The organism is Flagellatimonas centrodinii (assembly GCF_016918765.2).
GTDB lineage: Bacteria > Pseudomonadota > Gammaproteobacteria > Nevskiales > Nevskiaceae > Polycyclovorans > Polycyclovorans centrodinii.
In genome coordinates this window covers 409099-427010 of record NZ_CP092104.1, presented here as the reverse complement: position 1 = coordinate 427010, position 17912 = coordinate 409099, and the positions used below count along the sequence as shown (strand labels likewise).

The window sequence follows — 17912 nt, the reverse complement described above, 5'->3', positions numbered from 1 at the left end:
GAGTCCGTCAGTCGCCGACGGTGCAGGCATTGGCCTGAATCAGGTCGATCTGGCCGTCACGGACCTTTTTCAGGGCCGACTGGCGCAGATCCATGATCCCTTCGGTCTTGGCCTGCTCGGTGATGTCGCGGGCGTTGCCGCCTTCCATGATGATGCGGCCCATGGCGTCGGAAAACGGCATCACCTGGTAGATCCCGGTCCGGCCCTTGTAGCCGTTGTCGCACTGGTCGCAGCCAACCGCCTCATGCGGGGCGAAATCCGGGCTGTCGATCTGGGCCTCGGTGAAGCCCTGTTTCAGCAGCTCCGGGCGCGGGATATTGGCCGGGCGCTTGCAGTGTTTGCACAGGCGTCGTGCCAGCCGCTGGGCGATGATCAGCGACAGTGTCGATGCCAGGTTGTAGGCCGGCACCCCCATGTTCATCAGGCGGACGATGGTTTGCGGCGCGTCATTGGTGTGCAGGGTCGACAACACCAGGTGACCGGTCTGCGCCGCCTTGATGGCGATCTCGGCGGTTTCCAGGTCGCGAATTTCCCCCACCATGATGACGTCAGGGTCCTGTCGCAGAAAGGCCTTCAGGGCCGCGGCGAAGGTCAGCCCCTGTTTCGGATTGACGTTGACCTGATTGACGCCCGGCAGGTTGATTTCCGCCGGGTCTTCGGCGGTCGAGATGTTGATGTCGTCGGTGTTGAGGATATTGAGGCCGGTGTAGAGCGACACCGTCTTCCCCGAGCCGGTCGGCCCGGTCACCAGAATCATCCCCTGGGGCTGCTGCAGCGACCGCAGGTAGGCTTCCTTCTGTTCCTGTTCGTAGCCCAGAGCATCGATTCCGAGCTGGGCCGACGAGGGATCAAGGATACGGGCGCAGATCTTTTCGCCGAACAGCGTCGGGCAGGTCGAGACACGAAAGTCGATTGCCTTGGTCTTCGACAGGTTGAGCTTGATGCGGCCGTCCTGCGGCACCCGCCGTTCGGCGAGGTCCATGCGGCTCATCACCTTGATGCGGGCGGCCAGACGGTGCCCCTGGCTGACCGGCGGCTGGGCGATGGTCTTGAGCTCGCCGTCCTTGCGGTAGCGGATGCGATAGAACTTCTCGTAGGGCTCGAAGTGGATATCGGACGCGCCCTGGTTGATGGCGTCGACCATCACCTTGTTGACGAAGCGCACGATCGGCGCGTCATCGGCGCCATCGCGGGAGACATCGTTGCCGCTGCCAGCATGCTCGTCCTCGTCGGAAATCTCGAGGTTCTCGAGGTCGCCGTCGGCCACCGACATGTCAGCCTGCTGCAGCACCGTCAGCGCCTGTTCCAGTGCCCGTGCCAGCTTGTCCTCTTCCACCAGCACCGCCTCGGTGGCATGCCCGGTAGCGAACTTGATGTCATCCAGGGCCTGGACGTTCATCGGGTCGGAGACCGCGATGAACATCTTTTTGCCACGTGAGTAGATGGGCAGGGCGTGCGCCTTGCGAAGAATTTTTTCGCTGAGCTGTTGAATCAGCGCGCGGTCCATTTCCACCGCCGACAGGTCCATCAGCGGCACGCCGAACTCGAGGCTGGCGGACTCCGCCAGCGCAGCGGCGCTCACCAGCTTGCTCTCCACCACCATGGTGGCGAAGGGGCGTTGCTCCTTGAGGGCCTTCTGCTGCAGGTCGCGGGCCTGCTGCTCGGTCAACAGCTGGTCGGCGGCGAGGCGCCGTGCCAACCCACCGAGGAAGCCGGATGCCGGGGTCTGCGTGCTGATGGCCAAGGTGGTCCCTTATTGCCTGAACGGATGATCGATAGTGGGTCGGGGCTTTGCGGCCGTCAAGCGCCCGACCGGCCGTTGGTCTGATCAAGCCAGACGCCCAGCCCCTGGGCATTCAGCTCCATGTCAGTCGACAGCAGGTCGCGTTGGGTGGACGTATCGAGGGTGCATCCGTGGGCCTGCAGCTGCTGCAGCGCCAGGGTGGTGATGGCCTCACGCAGTTGCGTGTGGCGGTCGGCGGCGGTGGTCAGCGTGCCAGCGATGCGGACATAGTCATCGATGCCCTGCCGCAAGGTGGCGGCCAGTGCTTTGACGTTGCGGACACGGCCATAGTGGGTGAGGAACATCTGCCGCGGCTCCGCCGCCAACAGGCGGTCGAGCGTGGCATGCCAGGCCTCGGGCTCGAACTGCACCGGGGTGGTGGTGGGGATCAGGAAGGGGCCGCGGGCCGTATCGAACTCGCGGTAACTCAGGCCGAAGGTGTCGCCCGTGAAGAAGCCCTGGCTCAGGGGATCGAAGACGCAGAAATGATGACGCGCGTGGCCCGGGCTGTCGAAGAAACGCAAGACATCGTCGCCGAGCCGGATCTCGTGGCCATCGGCCGCTTCGATCACCCGCGAGGCGGGAATCGGCAGGATTTCGCCATATTGCGCCTGCACGAAGGCCTCGCCGTAGACCGCGGTGGCGCCGGCGATCAGTTTCGACGGATCGATCAGATGTCGGGCGCCGCGCGGATGCGCCACCAGCTGTGCCGCCGGCAGGGCCGCCATCAGGCTGCCGGCACCGCCGGCGTGGTCGAGGTGGACATGGGTGGGAATCACGTAGCGCACCTGCTCGCGCGACAGTCCGCGCTGTCTCAGCAGCGCCAACAGGCGGGGGACCCCATGTGCGGTCCCGGCCTCGATGAACGCCAGATCCTGACCGCGCTGCAGCAGGTAGCAGCAGGCCATGCCGGCGCGGCCCTGGAGGGTGTCGATGCAGGTGATGCCGTCGCCGAGGTCGACGGTGGGTGGAAGGGTTTCGGTATTCATGGGCCTAGACTAGTTCATGCGGTGAGGGTCAATCCGACGTGGGCGGCAGTGCCGCCAGCAGCGCTTCGCCCACGGCCGGCCGCCGCCAGCCTTGCAACACGCCTGCGCGGGCCGCAGGCCCGGTGCGGACCAGAGCCTCGAGGTCCTGCCGTGGTGCCAGGTAGCCCGGTGGTAACTGCAGGCGTTCGCCAGCCTCGCGCACCAGCGCCTGCAGGCGCTTGAACAGCGCTTTGTCGTCACCTGCGAGTTCGTCGCGCATCCACTGCCGGGCGGCCGGCGCCTCCTGCAGCACCGCCAGCAGGGCACTACCGTGGCGCTCCAGGGTCTTCGGCGGCAGGCTCGACAGCTGTGCCAGCGCAGCCGCGGAGTCCGGCGCGCGCTCCGCCAGTTGATAGATGGCGGCATCCTCGATGATCCACTTCCGCGGCCGGTTGCGGGCCTGTGCCTGGGTTTCGCGCCAGGCAGCGAGCGCCACCGCCCGGCTTTGGCTGGCGGCATCCAGTCGGCCGAGGCCCTTCAAGCGCTGCCAGGCGTCGTCCGGCCTGACACTGTAGCGGTTGGCGTCGGTGAGCCGCTGACAGTCTTCCGCCAGCCAGTCGAGACGGCCAGCGTCGGCGACCTGCTGTTGCAGGGTCGGGTAGAGCGTCGCCAGATGGCGAACATCGTCGGCCGCATAAGCAATCTCCGGGCCGGTCAGGGGGCGTCGCGCCCAGTCAGTGCGCGACAGACGCTTGTCGATCACCACGCCCAGGCAGCGCTCCACCAGACCGGCGTAACCGATCTGGTCACCGAAGCCCAGCAGCGTCGCGGCAATCTGGGTATCGAACACCGGTGCCGGGGTGGCGCCGGTGTGTTCCACCACGATTTCAAAGTCCTGGCTGCAGGCATGCAGCACCTTGAGCACTGCGGGGTTATGCAGCAGCGCCCACAGCGGTTGTAGGTCATCGATCGCCAGCGTGTCGATACAGGCATTCTCGTGGCCATCGCCTACCTGCACCAGACACAGTCGCGCGCGGTAGGTGTCGATGCGCACGAACTCGGTATCGACGGTGATCCAGGGGCGCGCCGACCATCGTGCACAGGCCGCCTGCAGTTGCGTCGCCGTGTCGATCCAGAGTGGGGTCATCAGGTGTCGGGGGGTTCGGAAAGGGGCGGGTAGAATAGCGCGACCCCTCTCACGGCCCCCGAGATGTTCGCCCAGGCACTGTCCGTCACGCTCAAGGTTCTACTGTTCCGCGCTGGACCGCAGGACTTCCCGTTTTTGCCACAGTGGACCCGCACCGTCTGCGTACTCGGCGCCACACCGGTGTTCTTCGTCTATGCCCTGGCACTGGCACCGACACTGGCGCTGATCATGGCCACCGCCACCGTGGTCGGCATGGCGCTGGCGACGCGCGGCATCCTGCGCGTGCGCAAGGTTGAAGACCGCTTTACCCAGACCTTCCAGACCCTGCTCTGCGCCAATGCGGTGTTGACCGCCCTGATGGCGATCCCGTTCGCGCAGGTGGCGCCAATCCTGCTGGAGCTGGCGGCCGACCCCGAACTGGCGACCGGCGCGATGGCCGCGCCAGATCTGCCCGGCGGGCCGGTGTTGCTGATGAATCTGCTGAATGTCTGGAACTTCGTGGTCTCCGCGCACATTTTCCGCCATGCCACCAACAGCGGTTTCGGGGCCGGACTGCTGTGGGCCTTCGCGGTCGTCGCCGTGACCATGACCTGCGTGCTGGTGTTCGGCACCCTGGTGGGCTCGCTGCTGGTCGGCAGCTGACATGCATCTGCACATCCTCGGCATCTGCGGCACCTTCATGGCGGGTATCGCCGCGCTGGCACGCGAGGCCGGTCACACGGTCACCGGCTCCGATGCCAATGCCTGGCCGCCGATGTCCACTCAGCTACAGGCCCTGGGCATCACCGTGCGATCAGGCTACGACCCGGCGCACCTCGACCCGGCGCCCGACGTGGTGGTGGTGGGCAACGTGGTCAGCCGGGGCAATCCGGCCATGGAGTGGGTGCTTGATCAGGGGCTGCCCTATGTCAGCGGCCCGCAGTGGCTGGCCGACAACGTGCTGCAGGGCCGCCACGTACTGGCGGTCGCGGGCACCCACGGCAAGACCACCACCAGCGCGTTGCTGGCCTGGCTGCTGGAGTCGGCCGGGTTGCAGCCCGGCTTTCTGGTTGGCGGGGTCCCGCTCAACTTCGGCGTGTCGGCGCGGCTCGGCAGTGGCGACTGTTTCGTCATCGAGGCCGACGAGTACGACACCGCGTTCTTCGACAAACGCAGCAAGTTCATCCATTACCGTCCGCGGACCTGCGTCCTCAACAACCTCGAGTTCGATCACGCCGACATCTTCCCCGACCTGGCGGCGATCGAACGCCAGTTCCATCATCTGGTGCGGACCGTGCCGGGGCAGGGCGCCCTGATCGTCAACGGTGCGGACCCGGCGTTGGCACGGGTCCTGGCCCAAGGCTGCTGGACCCCGGTGACCCGGTTCAACGTTCCTGACGGTTGGCAGGCCGAGGCGGCGCCCGGCGGCTTCTCGCTGGCCATCGACGGCGTCGCCCAGGGGCCGGTGAGCTCACCCTTGCCCGGACCGCACAACCGGGCCAACACGCTGGCCGCCTTTGCCGCTGCCCGGGCACTCGGCGTCGAGCTGCCGGCGCTGCGGCAGGGTCTGGCGACGTTCCGCAATGTCCGCCGGCGGTTGGAACTGCGGGGCGAGGTGGCGGGTGTGCAGGTTTACGATGATTTTGCCCATCACCCGACTGCCATCGAGGTCACCATCGCCGCGTTGCGGGAACAGGGTAGCGGCCGTGTGCTGGCGGTACTCGAGCCGCGCTCCAACAGCATGCGCATCGGCAGCCATGCGCGGCAGCTGGCGGCGGCGCTGCGCGAGGCCGACCACTGTTACGTGCTGGCACGTCCGGATCTGCAATGGGATGCTCAAGCCACCCTTGTTGGATTGGTGCCGCCCCTGACCCTGGGCGCGTCAGTGCCCGAATTGGTGTCGGCCCTGCAGGCCGACACGCGTCCGGGTGACCGCGTTCTGGTCATGTCCAACGGCGATTTCGACAGCATTCACGACAAGCTCCTGGCCAGCCTCGCCACCCCGTAGTCCGGGGTCGCGGTGCTACCCTTTGCGCCCCATGTGCCGTTCTGATGTGACTTCATGACCCAGATTCCCGACATGCTGGCGCGCGCTGCCCAGCTGGTGCTCGACCATGCCCGTGCCGGTGGCGCCACTGCCGCCGAAGCCCAGGTGGCGACATCGCGTGGCTATTCGGTATCGGTGCGTCAGCAGGCGGTCGAGAGCCTGGAGTTCCAGCACGACCGCGAAATGGCGGTGACGGTCTACATCGGGCACCGCAAGGGCTCGGCGAGTACCGGTGACCTCTCCGAAGACGGGTTGCGCACCTCGGTATCGGCGGCGCTCGATATCGCCCGCGCCACCGGCGAGGACCCCTGCAGCGGGCTGGCCGATGCGGCGCGGCTGGCAACCGTGTTCCCTGACCTCGATCTGGATCATCCCTGGGATCTGGCCCCGGTCGATGCCATCGCCAGCGCCCGCGCGACCGAGGCCGCCGCGATGGCGGTCGACCCGCGCATCCGCCAGAGCGAGGGGGCGGCCTTGTCCACCCACCGCACGGTCAGTGTCTACGCCAACAGTCATGGGTTTCTCGGCACCCGCGAGAGCACTTCACACGGGCTCAATTGCGCAGTGGTCGCCATCGATGGCGACGACATGCAGCGGGACTACTGGTACACCAGCCACCGGCGTCCCGACCGGCTGGAGGCTGCCGAAGCGGTCGGGGCGGAAGCCGGCCGTCGCGCCGTGCGTCGGCTCGGCGCACGGCGGCTGCAGACGCAGAAGGCGCCGGTGCTGTTCACCCCCGAGCTGGCCCGAGGCCTGTTTGGCGCCTTCGTCGGCGCGATCTCCGGCGGTGCCCTCTACCGACGCGCCAGTTTCCTGCTGGATGCGCTTGACCAGCCGGTGTTCCCGACCGGGATCGACCTGTTGCAGCGGCCGTTCCTGCCCGGTGCTGCGGCCAGCAGTGCCTGGGACAGCGAAGGCGTGGCCACCAGCGACCGCACGCTGGTGGAACAGGGCGTGCTGCGCGGCTGGTTGCTGGGCAGCTATGCGGCGCGGCGCCTCGGGCTGAGCTCCACCGGCAACGCCGGTGGCGTCTACAACCTGCTGGTCGAAGGAGAACGGCAGTCGCAGCAGGCGCTGCTGAAGCAGATGGGGCGCGGTCTGCTGGTCACCGAGCTGCTCGGCCATGGCGTCAATGGGGTGACCGGGGACTATTCCCGCGGCGCCGCAGGGTTCTGGGTCGAGAACGGCGAGCTGGCCTACCCGGTGGATGAGCTCACCGTGGCGGGCAACCTGCGCGACATGTTCCGCAACATCGTCGGCCTCGGCGACGACCTGCGGCCGTACTCCAGCATCCGCACCGGGTCGGTGTTGATCGACGGACTGACCCTGGCGGCGCAGGCGACTTAGGCGCCGAGGGGCGCTGCGGCTGTTGCCGTTACGATTCCCGATTCACCGCGTCTAGCGCGCCAGTGCGAACCCCAGCCCGATGCGGGTGATCGACCGGTCGTAGTCGATCAGGCTTTCGCCATAGCCGTGGAACAACTGCACCATGTAGAAGACGTATCCATCGGCTGACGGCCAGGTGAAATTCAGCAGCACGGCACCCTTGCCGGTCGAGGGGTTGCCGCGCAGCATCAGGTGCGCCAGGCCGCCGCCGTCGAGCTGGCGTTGCACGTTGGCCTCGGCATAGCCGAAGAAGCGATGAATCAGCGGGTTGTCGTCGCCCTTGGGGTCGCCCGGGCTGTCCTTGCGCTCTTCGGGAATGCGATACCAGAACTTGAGGTACCGCAGCGTCTGCCCCTTGGCCTGGAACGGCGCGATGTAGAGACGATTCCAGCTGCGTGACATCGGCACGTCCTGGCCGTTGGATTCGTGCTCGATGCCGAAGTCGGCGCCCCAGTGATGCCAGCGCTCGGGGTCCGGTGTCCAGCGATAGAACAGCTCCGGGTTGTAGTTGGTCTCGCGGAACGGGCGTGATCGGCCTTCGTCGTAGACCTGCCAGAACGACTTCTGCGTGTAGCCGAAATACCAGGGTGAGGCGAACAGCTTCTGCTTGGCGCTGATCTGGAACAGCACCTCGGTATCGAGTCCGGGTGCATTGGGGCTGTAGGCCACCGGCAGCAGGTACATCGGCTTGTGGGTGGACAGGCCGCGCGCCACCGAGATGATCGAGTAGGCGTCTTCTGCCTGCCGCTGGAACCCGAGGAAGCCCCCATCGCGGTTGTCGAAATCGTCGCCGACCGCTGCCGGGTCGCGTGCCTGCGCACTGGCGTTGGCAGCCGGGGGGTCGGCCAGCAGCGGCTGCGGGCCGGCTGCCCGACCGGGGGATGGGGATTCCGCCATCGCCAGTGAAGGCAGTAATACCATCAGGCCGGCGAGCCGGCGTCGTGTGCGGTTACAGCGGAGATCGAGCATCAATGCAGGGCCAGGGTGAGGGCGTCGACGTAGGGACGCATGATCCGCTCCACCCGACACAGGCTGGCGTAGTGCCAGAGCAGGTCCAGCGACACGCGGCGCTGGTTGATGGCGGCCCGCAGGGCATCGACGGCAATATGCGGCCCGATCTTGTTGCGGAACTTGAACAGGTCGGCCAGCGTTTTTTCAAGGCCGTATACCGCTACCTCGACATGCTCGATGGTATGCAGCTCCACCCCTTCGGTGAACGCCGGGCCACCGAGACGGGCCACCCGCACCTCGGGATGATCGACCCGCGGCCGCGCTGCCCGCCGCTCGATGGCCACGTAGACCACTTCGGGGTCCGCTTCACCGATACCGTGAAAGGCCAGCGCCGACTGCAGGCAGATGACGCCATTGGGGACCGCGCGTCCCACCACCGCCAGTGCCAGCCGCGCATTCATCCTTGCCTTGGCCGGGACGTAGGAGCCGCGTCCCACTTTCTTGATCAAGCCCTTGTCGCACAGTCGGCGCAAATACTCGGCCTGGATACCGAATGGCACCAGATCCTTGGGACGCAACACGCCGAGCGACTGTGCCAGCCGCAGGATCTGCTCGGATTTGTTGATTTCGTCCATTCACCAACGGACCGGATGAGGGCCCGCCGCCGTCGAAGGGTGTAATCATTTAAGTGCAAAGGTGCACGGAATGCAAGACTTTTTAACTAAAGCTCGACATTAGACTTGTCATGCAAGTGCATGGAACACAACAAATATTGCGGGAAAGTTTCTTGTAGAGCTCCAAATCGGGGTGCCGCGTACTCCGGGCGCCAGACCAGCGGTCGTCCTGCGCCCTCGAACGGCGCCGTCGCTGCGTTATCCTGTCGCAGGCAACGGAACCTGTGCGCGACAGTGACCCAACATTTTCTGGTGGCGATGATGGCCCTGGGCATGGCCCTGGCCTTCTGGTCGGCCGACCGCCGCTCGGCCACCAGTGCGGCCCTGGCCACGTCGTTGGCGGCGCTGGGCATCGCCATCCTGCTGCAGATCGGTCTGGTGGCCGCGACAGGCCCGCAGATCGCCCGGTGGTCGCTCGGTGCCGCCCTGTTCGAAGCCGTGGCGATGATGGCGCTGCTGGAATGGCTGTTGCGCGTGCGCCAGACGCTGCCGGCGGCCCCCGGCCTCAATACCCGCGCCGGCGACCGCAGCTTGCGTGCCGGCCAGTTCGCTACCGTGCTGTACCTGGTGTTCTCCGCGCTCTGGCCGGAGCTGCGAGTCACCGACTTTCTTCAGGCCATCGACACCCACGGTCTGGAGGCCTTCTACCGCCGACCCGGCTTCTGGTTGTTTGCGCTGCCAATGCAGTTTGCTGCGTTGTCGGCGCTGGCGGCGATTCTCCTGTTGCTCAACCGTCGACCCGATCGTGCCGAGCGCATCCGGGTGATCGCCATGGCCCTCGCGGTGCCATTCTTCATGGCCGGATTCGTGCTGCCGCATGACTGGGCAGCGGTGACCACCGTCATCGGTGAAGTGGTGGTGTTGGTGGGCGCCGTGCATTACCACGTGCTGCAGGGGCAGCGCGGGCAGTTCATGAGCCGGTTCCTGTCGCCGCAGGTCGCCAAACTGGTGTCGGAACGCGGCATGAAGTCGGCGATGCAGGAGAACCTGCTGGAGATCAGCGTGGTCTGCTGCGACCTGCGCGGATTCACCGCCTACGCGGCGGCCAACGAGTCCTCCGGCGTGCTGCGGGTATTGCGCGAGTACTACGACGAGGTCGGTGAAGTGGTTGGCCGCTTCGGTGGCACCATCAAGGATTTTGCCGGTGACGGCATCCTGATCCTGGTGGGGGCCCCGCTGCCGGTGGAGCACCATGCCCGCTGCGCACTGGAAATGGCGCGCCGGATTCGACATCTCGGACTGGCCCTGACCCAACGCTGGAGCACCGACGAGCACACCCTCGGCATCGGTCTGGGGGTCGCTACCGGCGTGGTGACCGTCGGTGTCATCGGTTCGGCCTCGCGGCTGGAATACACCGCCGTCGGTGCCACCGTGAACCTGGCCTCCAGGCTTTGTGGCGAAGCCCAGAATGGTGAAATCCTGATTGACCGGCGCACCGTCGCCCTGGCCGGCGAGGACGGGCTGGAGATCCGGCCACCGATCACCGTCAAGGGCCTGGTCGACCCGGTGAGCCATTTCGCCCTGTTCCCCGAGACATCCGCCGCCAGCAGCTGAGGGCGATACTCGTTGCGCGCAACGAGCAACGGTCTTGCCGCGACGCAGCACGCGGCTGTCAGTCATGGTGAGCCAGCGCGGCTTGTCGTTGCGAGTCCGCGCAGCCCTCCCTGTTTGTCATGGCGAGCCTGCGCAGCCTTTCCTGTTTGTCATGGCGAGTCCGCGCAGTGGACGCGGCAATCTCGTTCGACCGGCGCTGCCTTCACCAACGAGATCGCCACGGGCTCTGCCCTCGCGATGACAGCGCTGTCGTCTGTCACAGGCGCCTGCTAAGGTGCCGCCCGCATGCCCCTCCTTTCCCGTCAATGGACGCTGCTGCTGGTCAGCACGCTCACCGTCATGGCCGGCGCCACGCTGGCGCCAGCGCTGCCGGCGCTGGAGGCGGTGTTTGCCGAAACCCCGCATGCCGATTTGCTGACCCGGCTGGTGCTGACGCTGCCGGCCCTGTTCATCGTGCTGGCGGCGCCGGTGGCCGGCTGGCTGGTCGACCGTGTCGGCCGCTTACCCGTCCTGGTGGTGTCGGCCTGGTTGTACATCGTCGCCGGCAGCTCCGGCGCCTGGATGGACTCGTTGCAAACCATTCTGGTCGGCCGGGCGCTGCTCGGCGTGGCGGTGGCCGGGCTGATGACTGCGGTGACCACGCTGATTTCCGACTACTTCAGCGGCGACGAACGCGCGCGCGTGCTCGGGCGTCAGGGCGCGTTCATGAGTCTTGGCGGCGTGTTCTTCCTGCTGGCCGGCGGGTTGGCGGCCGACCTCCATTGGCGGGCCTCGTTTCTGGTCTACCTGGTGCCATTGCTGCTGTTGCCTTCGATTCGCGCGCTGGAAGAACCGGCGCGGCAGCGCCAGCTTGATATCGCAGCCGAGGCGCCAGTGCCGCGGATGCGGATCGCGGTGATCTATGCCGCTGCGCTGGTCGGCATGCTGATCTTCTACATCATCCCGGTGCAGTTGCCGTATCACCTGGTGGCGCTGACCGACAGCAGCAGCACTGCCACCGGGATCGCCATTGCCACCGGCAACGTGTTCGGCGGCATTTCCGGGCTGCTGTTCGCGCGGGTGCGCGCCGTGCTGCCACCGGTGTCCATCGTCTCGCTGGTGTACGCGCTGATGGCCGTGGGCTACCTGATCGTCGGCAGTGCCACCACCTATCCGATGGTGCTGGTCGGACTGGCTGTGGCCGGCACCGGCCTGGGCATGACCGTGCCCAACCTCACCACCTGGTTGAGCAGTTTTACCCCGCCGGCCCGCCGCGGGCAGCTGATCGGGGGGCTCACCGCGGCGGTGTTCATCGGCCAGTTCCTGTCGCCGATTGCGGTGCAACCACTGATCGAGGTCGGCGGCACCGCACTGGCCTTCACCGGCGCCGCGGCCGTGCTGGCAGCCCTGTCGTTCACCGCCTTCGTGATGCGACGACGGGGCTGAAATCCGCTCTGCGCAGTCCCACGCTGGTCATTGCATCGCCACGCAGTCCCACGCTGGTTGGTGCGAACCGGGCGAGCTTTCACCTCTCATTGCGAGCCCGCGCAGCTTTCACTTGTCATTGCGAACCCGCGCAGCGGGTGTGGCAATCTCGTCCGGGCGGCACTGCCCGCGATAATAAGATCGCCACGTCGCTTCGCGACTCGCGATGACAAAGGGATGGATTCGCGACTCGCGATGACAGGGGGCGTCTTCGGCGGTCGCAGTGACGCATGCCGTTGCTTCTGACGATTCCCGACTCCTCGGGGCTGCCGCCCGTTCTAGGCGGGCTCAGAAGTGCCACTAGCACTTCCGACAGCGCGCCCGCTCCGAACTCCTGGCGGCCCAGGGCGCCGCTAGAAATACCGCTCCAGCGTCAGGCTCAGCATGTCTTCGTCATCGAGAAACCCGGTCAGCGCATCACCCGGCACCTGCTCGAAGTGACGCGCCTTCAATGCTGCCCGCCAGTTGGCGCCGATGCGGCGGCTGGCTTCGATCTGCAGCAGATGATCCTTGCCGCTGTCGCGATCGAAGAAGAAGCCGGCCAACAGTTGGGTCGAGGCGATATCGTTGAGGCCGACCCGCAGGCCGAGAAACACGTCGTCGTCGGCGCGAGTGCTGAGCAGGGTGTCCTGCTCGTCATACAGGTACTCGGCGAGCGCGCCGACATCCCAGCCGAAACCGCCGACATCAGAGAAGGTGTATTCGAACCCGGCGACGCTGGCGAAGCTGCGTTCACCACGCTGTTCGCGCAGCAGAGCCTCCAGCTTCAGCGCCCAGCCGCCGGTGATGTACTGCGTGTCGATCCCGACCTGCCGCAGTCGGGCGTAGTCCGGCACCAACTGCAGGTTGGCCAGAATCTGCGGCATGATCTCCGCCAGAAACTCGGCCTCGAGTTGTTCGTCGTCCGGCGCCAGGCCGAGCTGTTGCAGGACATCCAGCAGCAGGTCCCGCAGCGGGCGTTCCGGCGGCGTGGCGGCGGCTACCAGGTCACAGTTGGGCCCGGTGTCGGTGCCGTTGAAGCCGCTGCCCTGGCGGAGGCAGGGCAGCACGTCCGGTTCCCGCGCCGTGCCGTCGAACAGGCTCAGGTTGAAGTCGAGGCCGCCCCGGCGTGTGCGCCAGCGTGCCGCGAAGTCGACATGTTCCTGTCCGCGGTCGGACTCGTAACGCGCCTGCTCGGTGGCCACGGCAAACGGCAATCGTGGGTGGCCATCGGGGCCCGGAAATGTGCGTGCCCGCTGGTAGGGCATCACGAAGAACTCGAAGGTGCCGATGTCGCGAATCAGCGCCAGCATGACCATCGGCTGGCCCAGCTTTTGCTCGGCATCGAGGTCTTCGACCAGGTCTGACTGATTGATGATGTCGACCAGATGGCGCGATTCCGTCACCCCCCAGAACACGCGGCGCAGGCCGATGCTGGCCTCCCAGTCGCGGGCGATGTGCTGGTAGTACAGGCTGCGCACGTCCCCGTGGGTGCGGCGGTCGTCGGTGTCGTCGTAGCGATAGAAAAACTCGCCTTCCACGCGGTCACGGCGGCGGTTCCAGTCCACCAGAAAGCTGGGTTGGGCGGCCAGCGACCACGAGGTTTCGTCGACTTCCTGGTGGTAGAAGTGCCGGGCTTCGGCATCCACCCTCAGGTCGAAATCCCAGGCAGTTGCGCTCAGTGGGCTGGCGAGGAGGAGGAGCGCGGTGGCGAAGTGTCTCGATCGAACCATAGTAGGAGTGCAGGCAATAGAAGGAAGTCGGCCACCAGGGCCATCACGATCACGATGGTGGCAAGCATGCCGAGGTGGGCGGTGAGCAGGAAGCTGGACATCGACAGGCAGCCGAAGCCGGCGGTCAGCGCCAGGGTGGTGATCCACAGTGCCGCGCCGACATCGCGGTAGGCATGACGCACCGCATCCGGTGGTGTCATGCCCTGTTGTCGTCCCTGGTTGTAGCGGGCGAGGAAGTGGATGGTGTCGTCGACCACGATCCCCAGCGTCAGGCTGACCACCACCGACAGACTCATGCCCACCTGACCGACCAGCAGGCCCCACAGACCAAAGCCGGCCAACATCGGCGCGAAGTTGGGGATGAGGCTGATGCCGCCGACGCGCCAGGAGCGGAAGGCGAGGATGAAGATGGCCGACACCAGCGCGAAGGTGAGCAGGTTGCCGGTCACCATGCTCTCGAAATTGCGACGTGCGATTCGCGCGAACAACACCGGCACGCCGGTACCAACCGCGTGCATGCCGGGCGGCCAGTGATCGTCCATCCACTGCTGGGCCCGCAGATCGAGGGCGCGAATCTCGTCGTTGGTCATGTTATTGAGGCCCAGGGTGAGCCGCGTCATCGACTTGTCGAGATTCACCAGCGAGGCAATGTCCTCGCCCGCGGGCAGCGAAATCTCGAACAGCAGCAGATACTGCGCTGCCAGTTCGCGTGATTCCGGCAGGCGGTACCAGCTCGGGTCATCGCCATGCATCACCTGGTTGAGCCGCTTCATCAGGTCATTGAGGTTGGAGACCTTGCGCACGCCGGGTTGCGCGCGCAGCCACTCGGAAAAGGCCTCCAGCTGCTGCAGATAGTCCGGCTCGTTGACGCCGCCCGGGCCGGCCGGGGCCGGTACCCCGTATTCCAGATATTGCACCCCCATCAGGTGCTGCGATACGAACTCGGTGTCCTGGCGGAACTGCAGCTCCTTGCCGAAGAACTTCACATAGTCGTCGCCAAAGTGGTTGAGCGGGACCGCCGACACCAGCGCGATCACCACCGCCATGCCGCCCCAGCGCAAGGGCCGCTGATGGCGAATCACCCACTCCGCGAAACGGCTGAGATCCAGCGTGCGCAGCATGCGGCCCGCCGGGCGGGTGATCATCAGCCAGCAGGGCAGGAACACCATCGCATACACCCAGGCCGCCACCACCCCGATGGCCACCAGGTTGCCGAGGTCGCGGAACGGCGGGGAGTCATTGGTATTGAAGCTGAGAAAGCCGATCACCGTCGTCAGCGTGGTGAGGAACACCCCCAGGGCGTTCACCCGCAAGGCGTTCTGAACCGCCGCAACGGCATCGACGCCTTGCTGGCGTGTCTTGAAATAGGTGGTCAGCACGTGCACGCAGTCCGAGATCGACAGCGTGAGGATGATCAGCGGCGCCGCCATCGACGCGGTGGTGAGCCGCATGCCCAGATGCCCGCCCAGGCCGAGCGCGGTGAGCGTGGCCATGCCCACCACCGCCATCGTGATAAAGGTGGGGTTGGGCCCGCGCAGCGACAGCCACAGCAGCAGCACCATGGCGCCGAAGGCCACCGGAAACAGATGAAACTGGTCGTAGACCGCCGCATCCGCCATCGCCTGGTTGAACGGCAACGAGCCGATCATGTAGGTCTTCAGCGCCGGGTTGTCCGCCTCGAACTGTGCCGCCAGGGCGCGCGTGGCCGCATTGACCTCACCGATCTCCTGGCCGGGCTCGCGGTGCGGCAGATCAAAGTACCCCACCACCCCGGTGACATCACCGGAGGCACCGATCAGCCCGTGCAGGATGCGCGGCTCACCGAGGGCCTCGGCTTGCAGCGCGGCCAGGTCCAGGCCGGCCAGATCGCCTTCCGGAATCAGCGGCTCCGAGCGGATGAAGTCCTCATCCGCACGCGGTGTGTAGAAAGTGGTGATGCTGGCCGCGCCCGTGGCATAGGGCAGGTTCTTCACCGCCTCGGTCAGGCCGCGCATAGCCTCCAGGTGGTCCACCGTGAACAGCTGGCCCGCAGGTGCCGCCACCGCCAGCACCAGCGTGTCGCGGCTGCCAAACTGCCGGTCCAGCTCCCGCTGTGCCTGCAGCTCGGGGTTTTCGTCGCTGAAGTATTCCTGGTAGTCGGTGGAAAAGCTCAACCCGCCGAGGCCGGTCATCGACCCGAAGGTGATGGCCAGACAGATCAGCGCCCACAGCCAGGGCGCCCGTTGTAACCAGGATAGGTAGCGGGTCATGAGGCGGTTTTCGTCGGGTCCCGAAGGGGCATGGGGCATCCTTGCCATGGTGATCACTCTGCATCCTACCGCCATCGGCACTAGCCGCCTTGGCCCTGGCGACAGTCGCCGGGGTCCCCGCGGGGGCACGGGTTCCATCATCCCACTTTGCCCATTTCCTTCCCGATTGCGTCTTAACCCACTCAAGCGGTTCTACGCGCAGCGCGGTTGCCGGTCCCTTAGGTGGGGCGTAGCCTGCCCAAGGAGCCGCCCACCATGGAGGAGTGCGACATGAAGCCACCAGGGCAGATGGACGCCCCCGTGGGCAACTCGGGCCTGGGCGCGGATGATGCCGCCCACTGGGATGGCATCGTGCGTCGCTTCCGCCCAGCGCTACGCGGTTTTTTTGCCACCCGCGTGCGCAACCCTGCTGACATAGACGACCTCGTTCAGGAAGTATTTGTGCAGCTGTTGCAGCGCGCCAGCGGCAGCCCCATTGAAAAGGTGCAGCAATACCTCTTTCAGGTGGCCGCCAATGTCCTCTGCGACCAGGGGCGCCGACGCAAGGTACGCCAGGCCGATCTTCACGAATCCTTCGACGAGGATGTTCACCTCCTGGTTAGTGAGCTGTCCCCCGAGCGCATCGCCATGGGCGAGGAGGACATTCAGCGCGTTGCGGCCGCGCTGCGCGAACTGCCCGCGCTCACCCGGGATGTCTTCTTCCTGCGGGGCATCCGCAACCGCAAACACGACGAAGTGGCCGACATGCTCGGCATTTCGAGACGCAGTGCCCACAACCACATGGACCGTGCCCTCAAACACCTGGCCCAAGCGTTGCAAGGGGGCTGACTTCGCCATGAACACAACTTTCCGAATTCCCCAAGCGCTCGGCGACAACCCCAGCCACCCCGACAGCCAGGCCGCGGCCTGGAGTGACGCCCTCGGCGCCGCGCCGGACGATCTGGCCCTGCGCGCGGCCTGCCGACACTGGTGCGACACCAACCCCGCCAATGCCGCCGCCTTCGCGCGTATCGACCGTGCCTACCAGCAGGCGCGTGCGGCCGGACGGCACCGCATTCTGCTGGACCTTGAAAACGAAACCCTCGCGCGTGTGGCCGCGACCGCGCGTCATGCGCGTCGGCGCCAGCGTCGCCGCCGGCTGACCCTCGCCGTGGCCGCTGCCGCAGGCCTTTGCGCGGTTGCCTTCAGCCTTGGGTTCTACAGCGGGGGGCACTGGGACCGCCTTCAGTACCTGCCTGAGCACGCCCGCACCGTGTTGGCGGGCCACAGTTACTTCCGCACCGATATCGGCGAGCGCCGCACCGTCGCCCTGGCCGACGGCAGTACGCTCACCCTCAACACCGCCACCCGTGCCGTGGTGGACCTGAAGCCACAGTCGCGCACCGTGCACCTGCTCTCCGGTGAAGCCCTGTTCGAAGTTGCCCGTGATCGGATGCGGCCCTTCCGCGTCCACGCCGGCCAGCGCACCATCACCGCCCTCGGCACCGTGTTCGATGTGCGTCTGGACCGCGAGCGCCTCGAAGTCACGCTCATCGAAGGTAAGGTCGAGGTCGTTGAGCGCGTGACCGCCCAGGATCAACCTCCGACGGAGCGCGACGCCAACCCCACAGCCGAGGCGCCGGTCGCCGAAGCAGGCGCCGCCCGCGGCACCGCGCCGCCATCACGCGTCATGGTCCTGTCCCCCGGCGAGCGTCTCATCGCGCGCGCCAGCACCGCACCCTTGATTGAGCCCGCCAACCCGGCGCGTACCACTGCCTGGCGGCAGGGGCAGATCATCTTCGAGAACGAGCCCCTGCAGGCTGCCGTGGCCGAACTCAACCGTTACAGCCGCCGCCAGCTCCTGTTGCAGGACCCGCGCCTGCACGACATGCGTGTGAGCGGTGCCTTCAACACCAGCGACACCCGCAACTTCGTCAATATGCTCACCGTCTATCTTCCGGTACGGGTGGTGGCTGTCGACCGTCAGCAGATCGTGCTGGGACATGTGGAAGGGTAGGG

General features: G+C 66.4%; 14 protein-coding genes. 7 read left to right on the top strand and 7 right to left on the bottom strand.

From position 1 onward, the window contains the following. Positions 1 to 7: 7 nt before the first annotated feature. From pilB to rnd, 3 genes are all read right to left on the bottom strand, one after another. On the bottom strand, positions 8 to 1738 hold the full coding sequence (gene pilB, locus JN531_RS02090; protein WP_366522457.1) for a type IV-A pilus assembly ATPase PilB: 1731 nt from the start codon (positions 1736 to 1738) through the stop codon (positions 8 to 10). Between the two features lie 62 nt (positions 1739 to 1800). Further along, a complete protein-coding gene (locus tag JN531_RS02085; protein ID WP_228347201.1) occupies positions 1801 to 2772 on the bottom strand; it encodes an MBL fold metallo-hydrolase in 972 nt (323 codons plus the stop codon). A gap of 28 nt (positions 2773 to 2800) precedes the next feature. Continuing rightward, the gene (gene rnd / locus JN531_RS02080; RefSeq protein ID WP_228347200.1) at positions 2801 to 3898 is read right to left on the bottom strand and encodes a ribonuclease D; all 1098 of its coding nucleotides are present in this window, start codon (positions 3896 to 3898) and stop codon (positions 2801 to 2803) included. 63 nt (positions 3899 to 3961) lie between these two features. Here rnd and JN531_RS02075 point away from each other — a divergent pair, with 63 nt between their 5' ends. The 3 genes from JN531_RS02075 to pmbA are packed head-to-tail and all read left to right on the top strand — an operon-like array spanning position 3962 to position 7271. Beyond that, positions 3962 to 4540 (top strand): hypothetical protein, encoded by a 579-nt coding sequence (locus JN531_RS02075; protein WP_228347199.1) that lies wholly within the window; start codon positions 3962 to 3964, stop codon positions 4538 to 4540. A gap of 1 nt (position 4541) precedes the next feature. Next, complete coding sequence (gene mpl / locus JN531_RS02070) at positions 4542 to 5885, top strand: UDP-N-acetylmuramate:L-alanyl-gamma-D-glutamyl-meso-diaminopimelate ligase (RefSeq protein WP_228347198.1); 1344 nt, start codon at positions 4542 to 4544, stop codon at positions 5883 to 5885. A 54-nt stretch (positions 5886 to 5939) separates the two neighbouring features. Further along, positions 5940 to 7271, top strand: coding sequence for a metalloprotease PmbA (gene pmbA, locus JN531_RS02065; RefSeq protein ID WP_228347197.1), 1332 nt, complete (start codon positions 5940 to 5942; stop codon positions 7269 to 7271). Between the two features lie 51 nt (positions 7272 to 7322). Here the strand turns inward: pmbA and JN531_RS02060 are convergent, their stop codons facing one another. Then, a complete protein-coding gene (locus JN531_RS02060; protein ID WP_239795333.1) occupies positions 7323 to 8279 on the bottom strand; it encodes a phospholipase A in 957 nt (318 codons plus the stop codon). Beyond that, the gene (locus JN531_RS02055) at positions 8279 to 8896 is read right to left on the bottom strand and encodes a type IV toxin-antitoxin system AbiEi family antitoxin domain-containing protein (protein WP_228347195.1); all 618 of its coding nucleotides are present in this window, start codon (positions 8894 to 8896) and stop codon (positions 8279 to 8281) included. The genes JN531_RS02060 and JN531_RS02055 overlap by 1 nt, the downstream gene beginning before the upstream one ends. A 273-nt stretch (positions 8897 to 9169) precedes the next feature. Here JN531_RS02055 and JN531_RS02050 point away from each other — a divergent pair, with 273 nt between their 5' ends. Continuing rightward, positions 9170 to 10489: an adenylate/guanylate cyclase domain-containing protein gene (locus JN531_RS02050; RefSeq protein WP_228347194.1), complete on the top strand. Its 1320-nt coding sequence runs from the start codon at positions 9170 to 9172 to the stop codon at positions 10487 to 10489. Positions 10490 to 10774: 285 nt separating this feature from the next. Further along, positions 10775 to 11914 carry an MFS transporter gene (locus JN531_RS02045; RefSeq protein WP_228347193.1) on the top strand — a complete coding sequence of 380 codons (1140 nt, stop codon included), beginning with the start codon at positions 10775 to 10777 and terminating at the stop codon, positions 11912 to 11914. Positions 11915 to 12306: 392 nt separating this feature from the next. Here JN531_RS02045 and JN531_RS02040 read toward each other — a convergent pair whose 3' ends face one another. Next, positions 12307 to 13581: a hypothetical protein gene (locus tag JN531_RS02040; protein WP_228347192.1), complete on the bottom strand. Its 1275-nt coding sequence runs from the start codon at positions 13579 to 13581 to the stop codon at positions 12307 to 12309. 29 nt (positions 13582 to 13610) lie between these two features. Continuing rightward, the gene (locus JN531_RS02035) at positions 13611 to 15914 is read right to left on the bottom strand and encodes an efflux RND transporter permease subunit (protein WP_228347191.1); all 2304 of its coding nucleotides are present in this window, start codon (positions 15912 to 15914) and stop codon (positions 13611 to 13613) included. Between the two features lie 270 nt (positions 15915 to 16184). On the opposite strand from JN531_RS02035, the gene JN531_RS02030 reads away from it, so the two are divergent. Beyond that, a complete protein-coding gene (locus tag JN531_RS02030) occupies positions 16185 to 16742 on the top strand; it encodes an RNA polymerase sigma factor (protein WP_228347190.1) in 558 nt (185 codons plus the stop codon). Positions 16743 to 16749: 7 nt separating this feature from the next. Continuing rightward, entirely contained in the window at positions 16750 to 17910 is a 1161-nt protein-coding gene (locus tag JN531_RS02025; protein ID WP_228347189.1) for a FecR family protein, read from the top strand. The last annotated feature ends 2 nt before the right edge of the window (positions 17911 to 17912 follow it).

What these genes read in the sequence shown, in the direction of transcription:
- JN531_RS02035 (WP_228347191.1), bottom strand. Translation starts at nt 15,914, where the DNA reads ATGACCCGCTACCTATCCTGGTTACAACGGGCGCCCTGGCTGTGGGCG.
- mpl (WP_228347198.1), top strand. Translation starts at nt 4,542, where the DNA reads ATGCATCTGCACATCCTCGGCATCTGCGGCACCTTCATGGCGGGTATC.
- JN531_RS02030 (WP_228347190.1), top strand. Translation starts at nt 16,185, where the DNA reads ATGAAGCCACCAGGGCAGATGGACGCCCCCGTGGGCAACTCGGGCCTG.
- JN531_RS02060 (WP_239795333.1), bottom strand. Translation starts at nt 8,279, where the DNA reads ATGCTCGATCTCCGCTGTAACCGCACACGACGCCGGCTCGCCGGCCTG.
- JN531_RS02075 (WP_228347199.1), top strand. Translation starts at nt 3,962, where the DNA reads ATGTTCGCCCAGGCACTGTCCGTCACGCTCAAGGTTCTACTGTTCCGC.
- rnd (WP_228347200.1), bottom strand. Translation starts at nt 3,898, where the DNA reads ATGACCCCACTCTGGATCGACACGGCGACGCAACTGCAGGCGGCCTGT.
- JN531_RS02025 (WP_228347189.1), top strand. Translation starts at nt 16,750, where the DNA reads ATGAACACAACTTTCCGAATTCCCCAAGCGCTCGGCGACAACCCCAGC.
- JN531_RS02045 (WP_228347193.1), top strand. Translation starts at nt 10,775, where the DNA reads ATGCCCCTCCTTTCCCGTCAATGGACGCTGCTGCTGGTCAGCACGCTC.
- JN531_RS02085 (WP_228347201.1), bottom strand. Translation starts at nt 2,772, where the DNA reads ATGAATACCGAAACCCTTCCACCCACCGTCGACCTCGGCGACGGCATC.
- pmbA (WP_228347197.1), top strand. Translation starts at nt 5,940, where the DNA reads ATGACCCAGATTCCCGACATGCTGGCGCGCGCTGCCCAGCTGGTGCTC.
- JN531_RS02055 (WP_228347195.1), bottom strand. Translation starts at nt 8,896, where the DNA reads ATGGACGAAATCAACAAATCCGAGCAGATCCTGCGGCTGGCACAGTCG.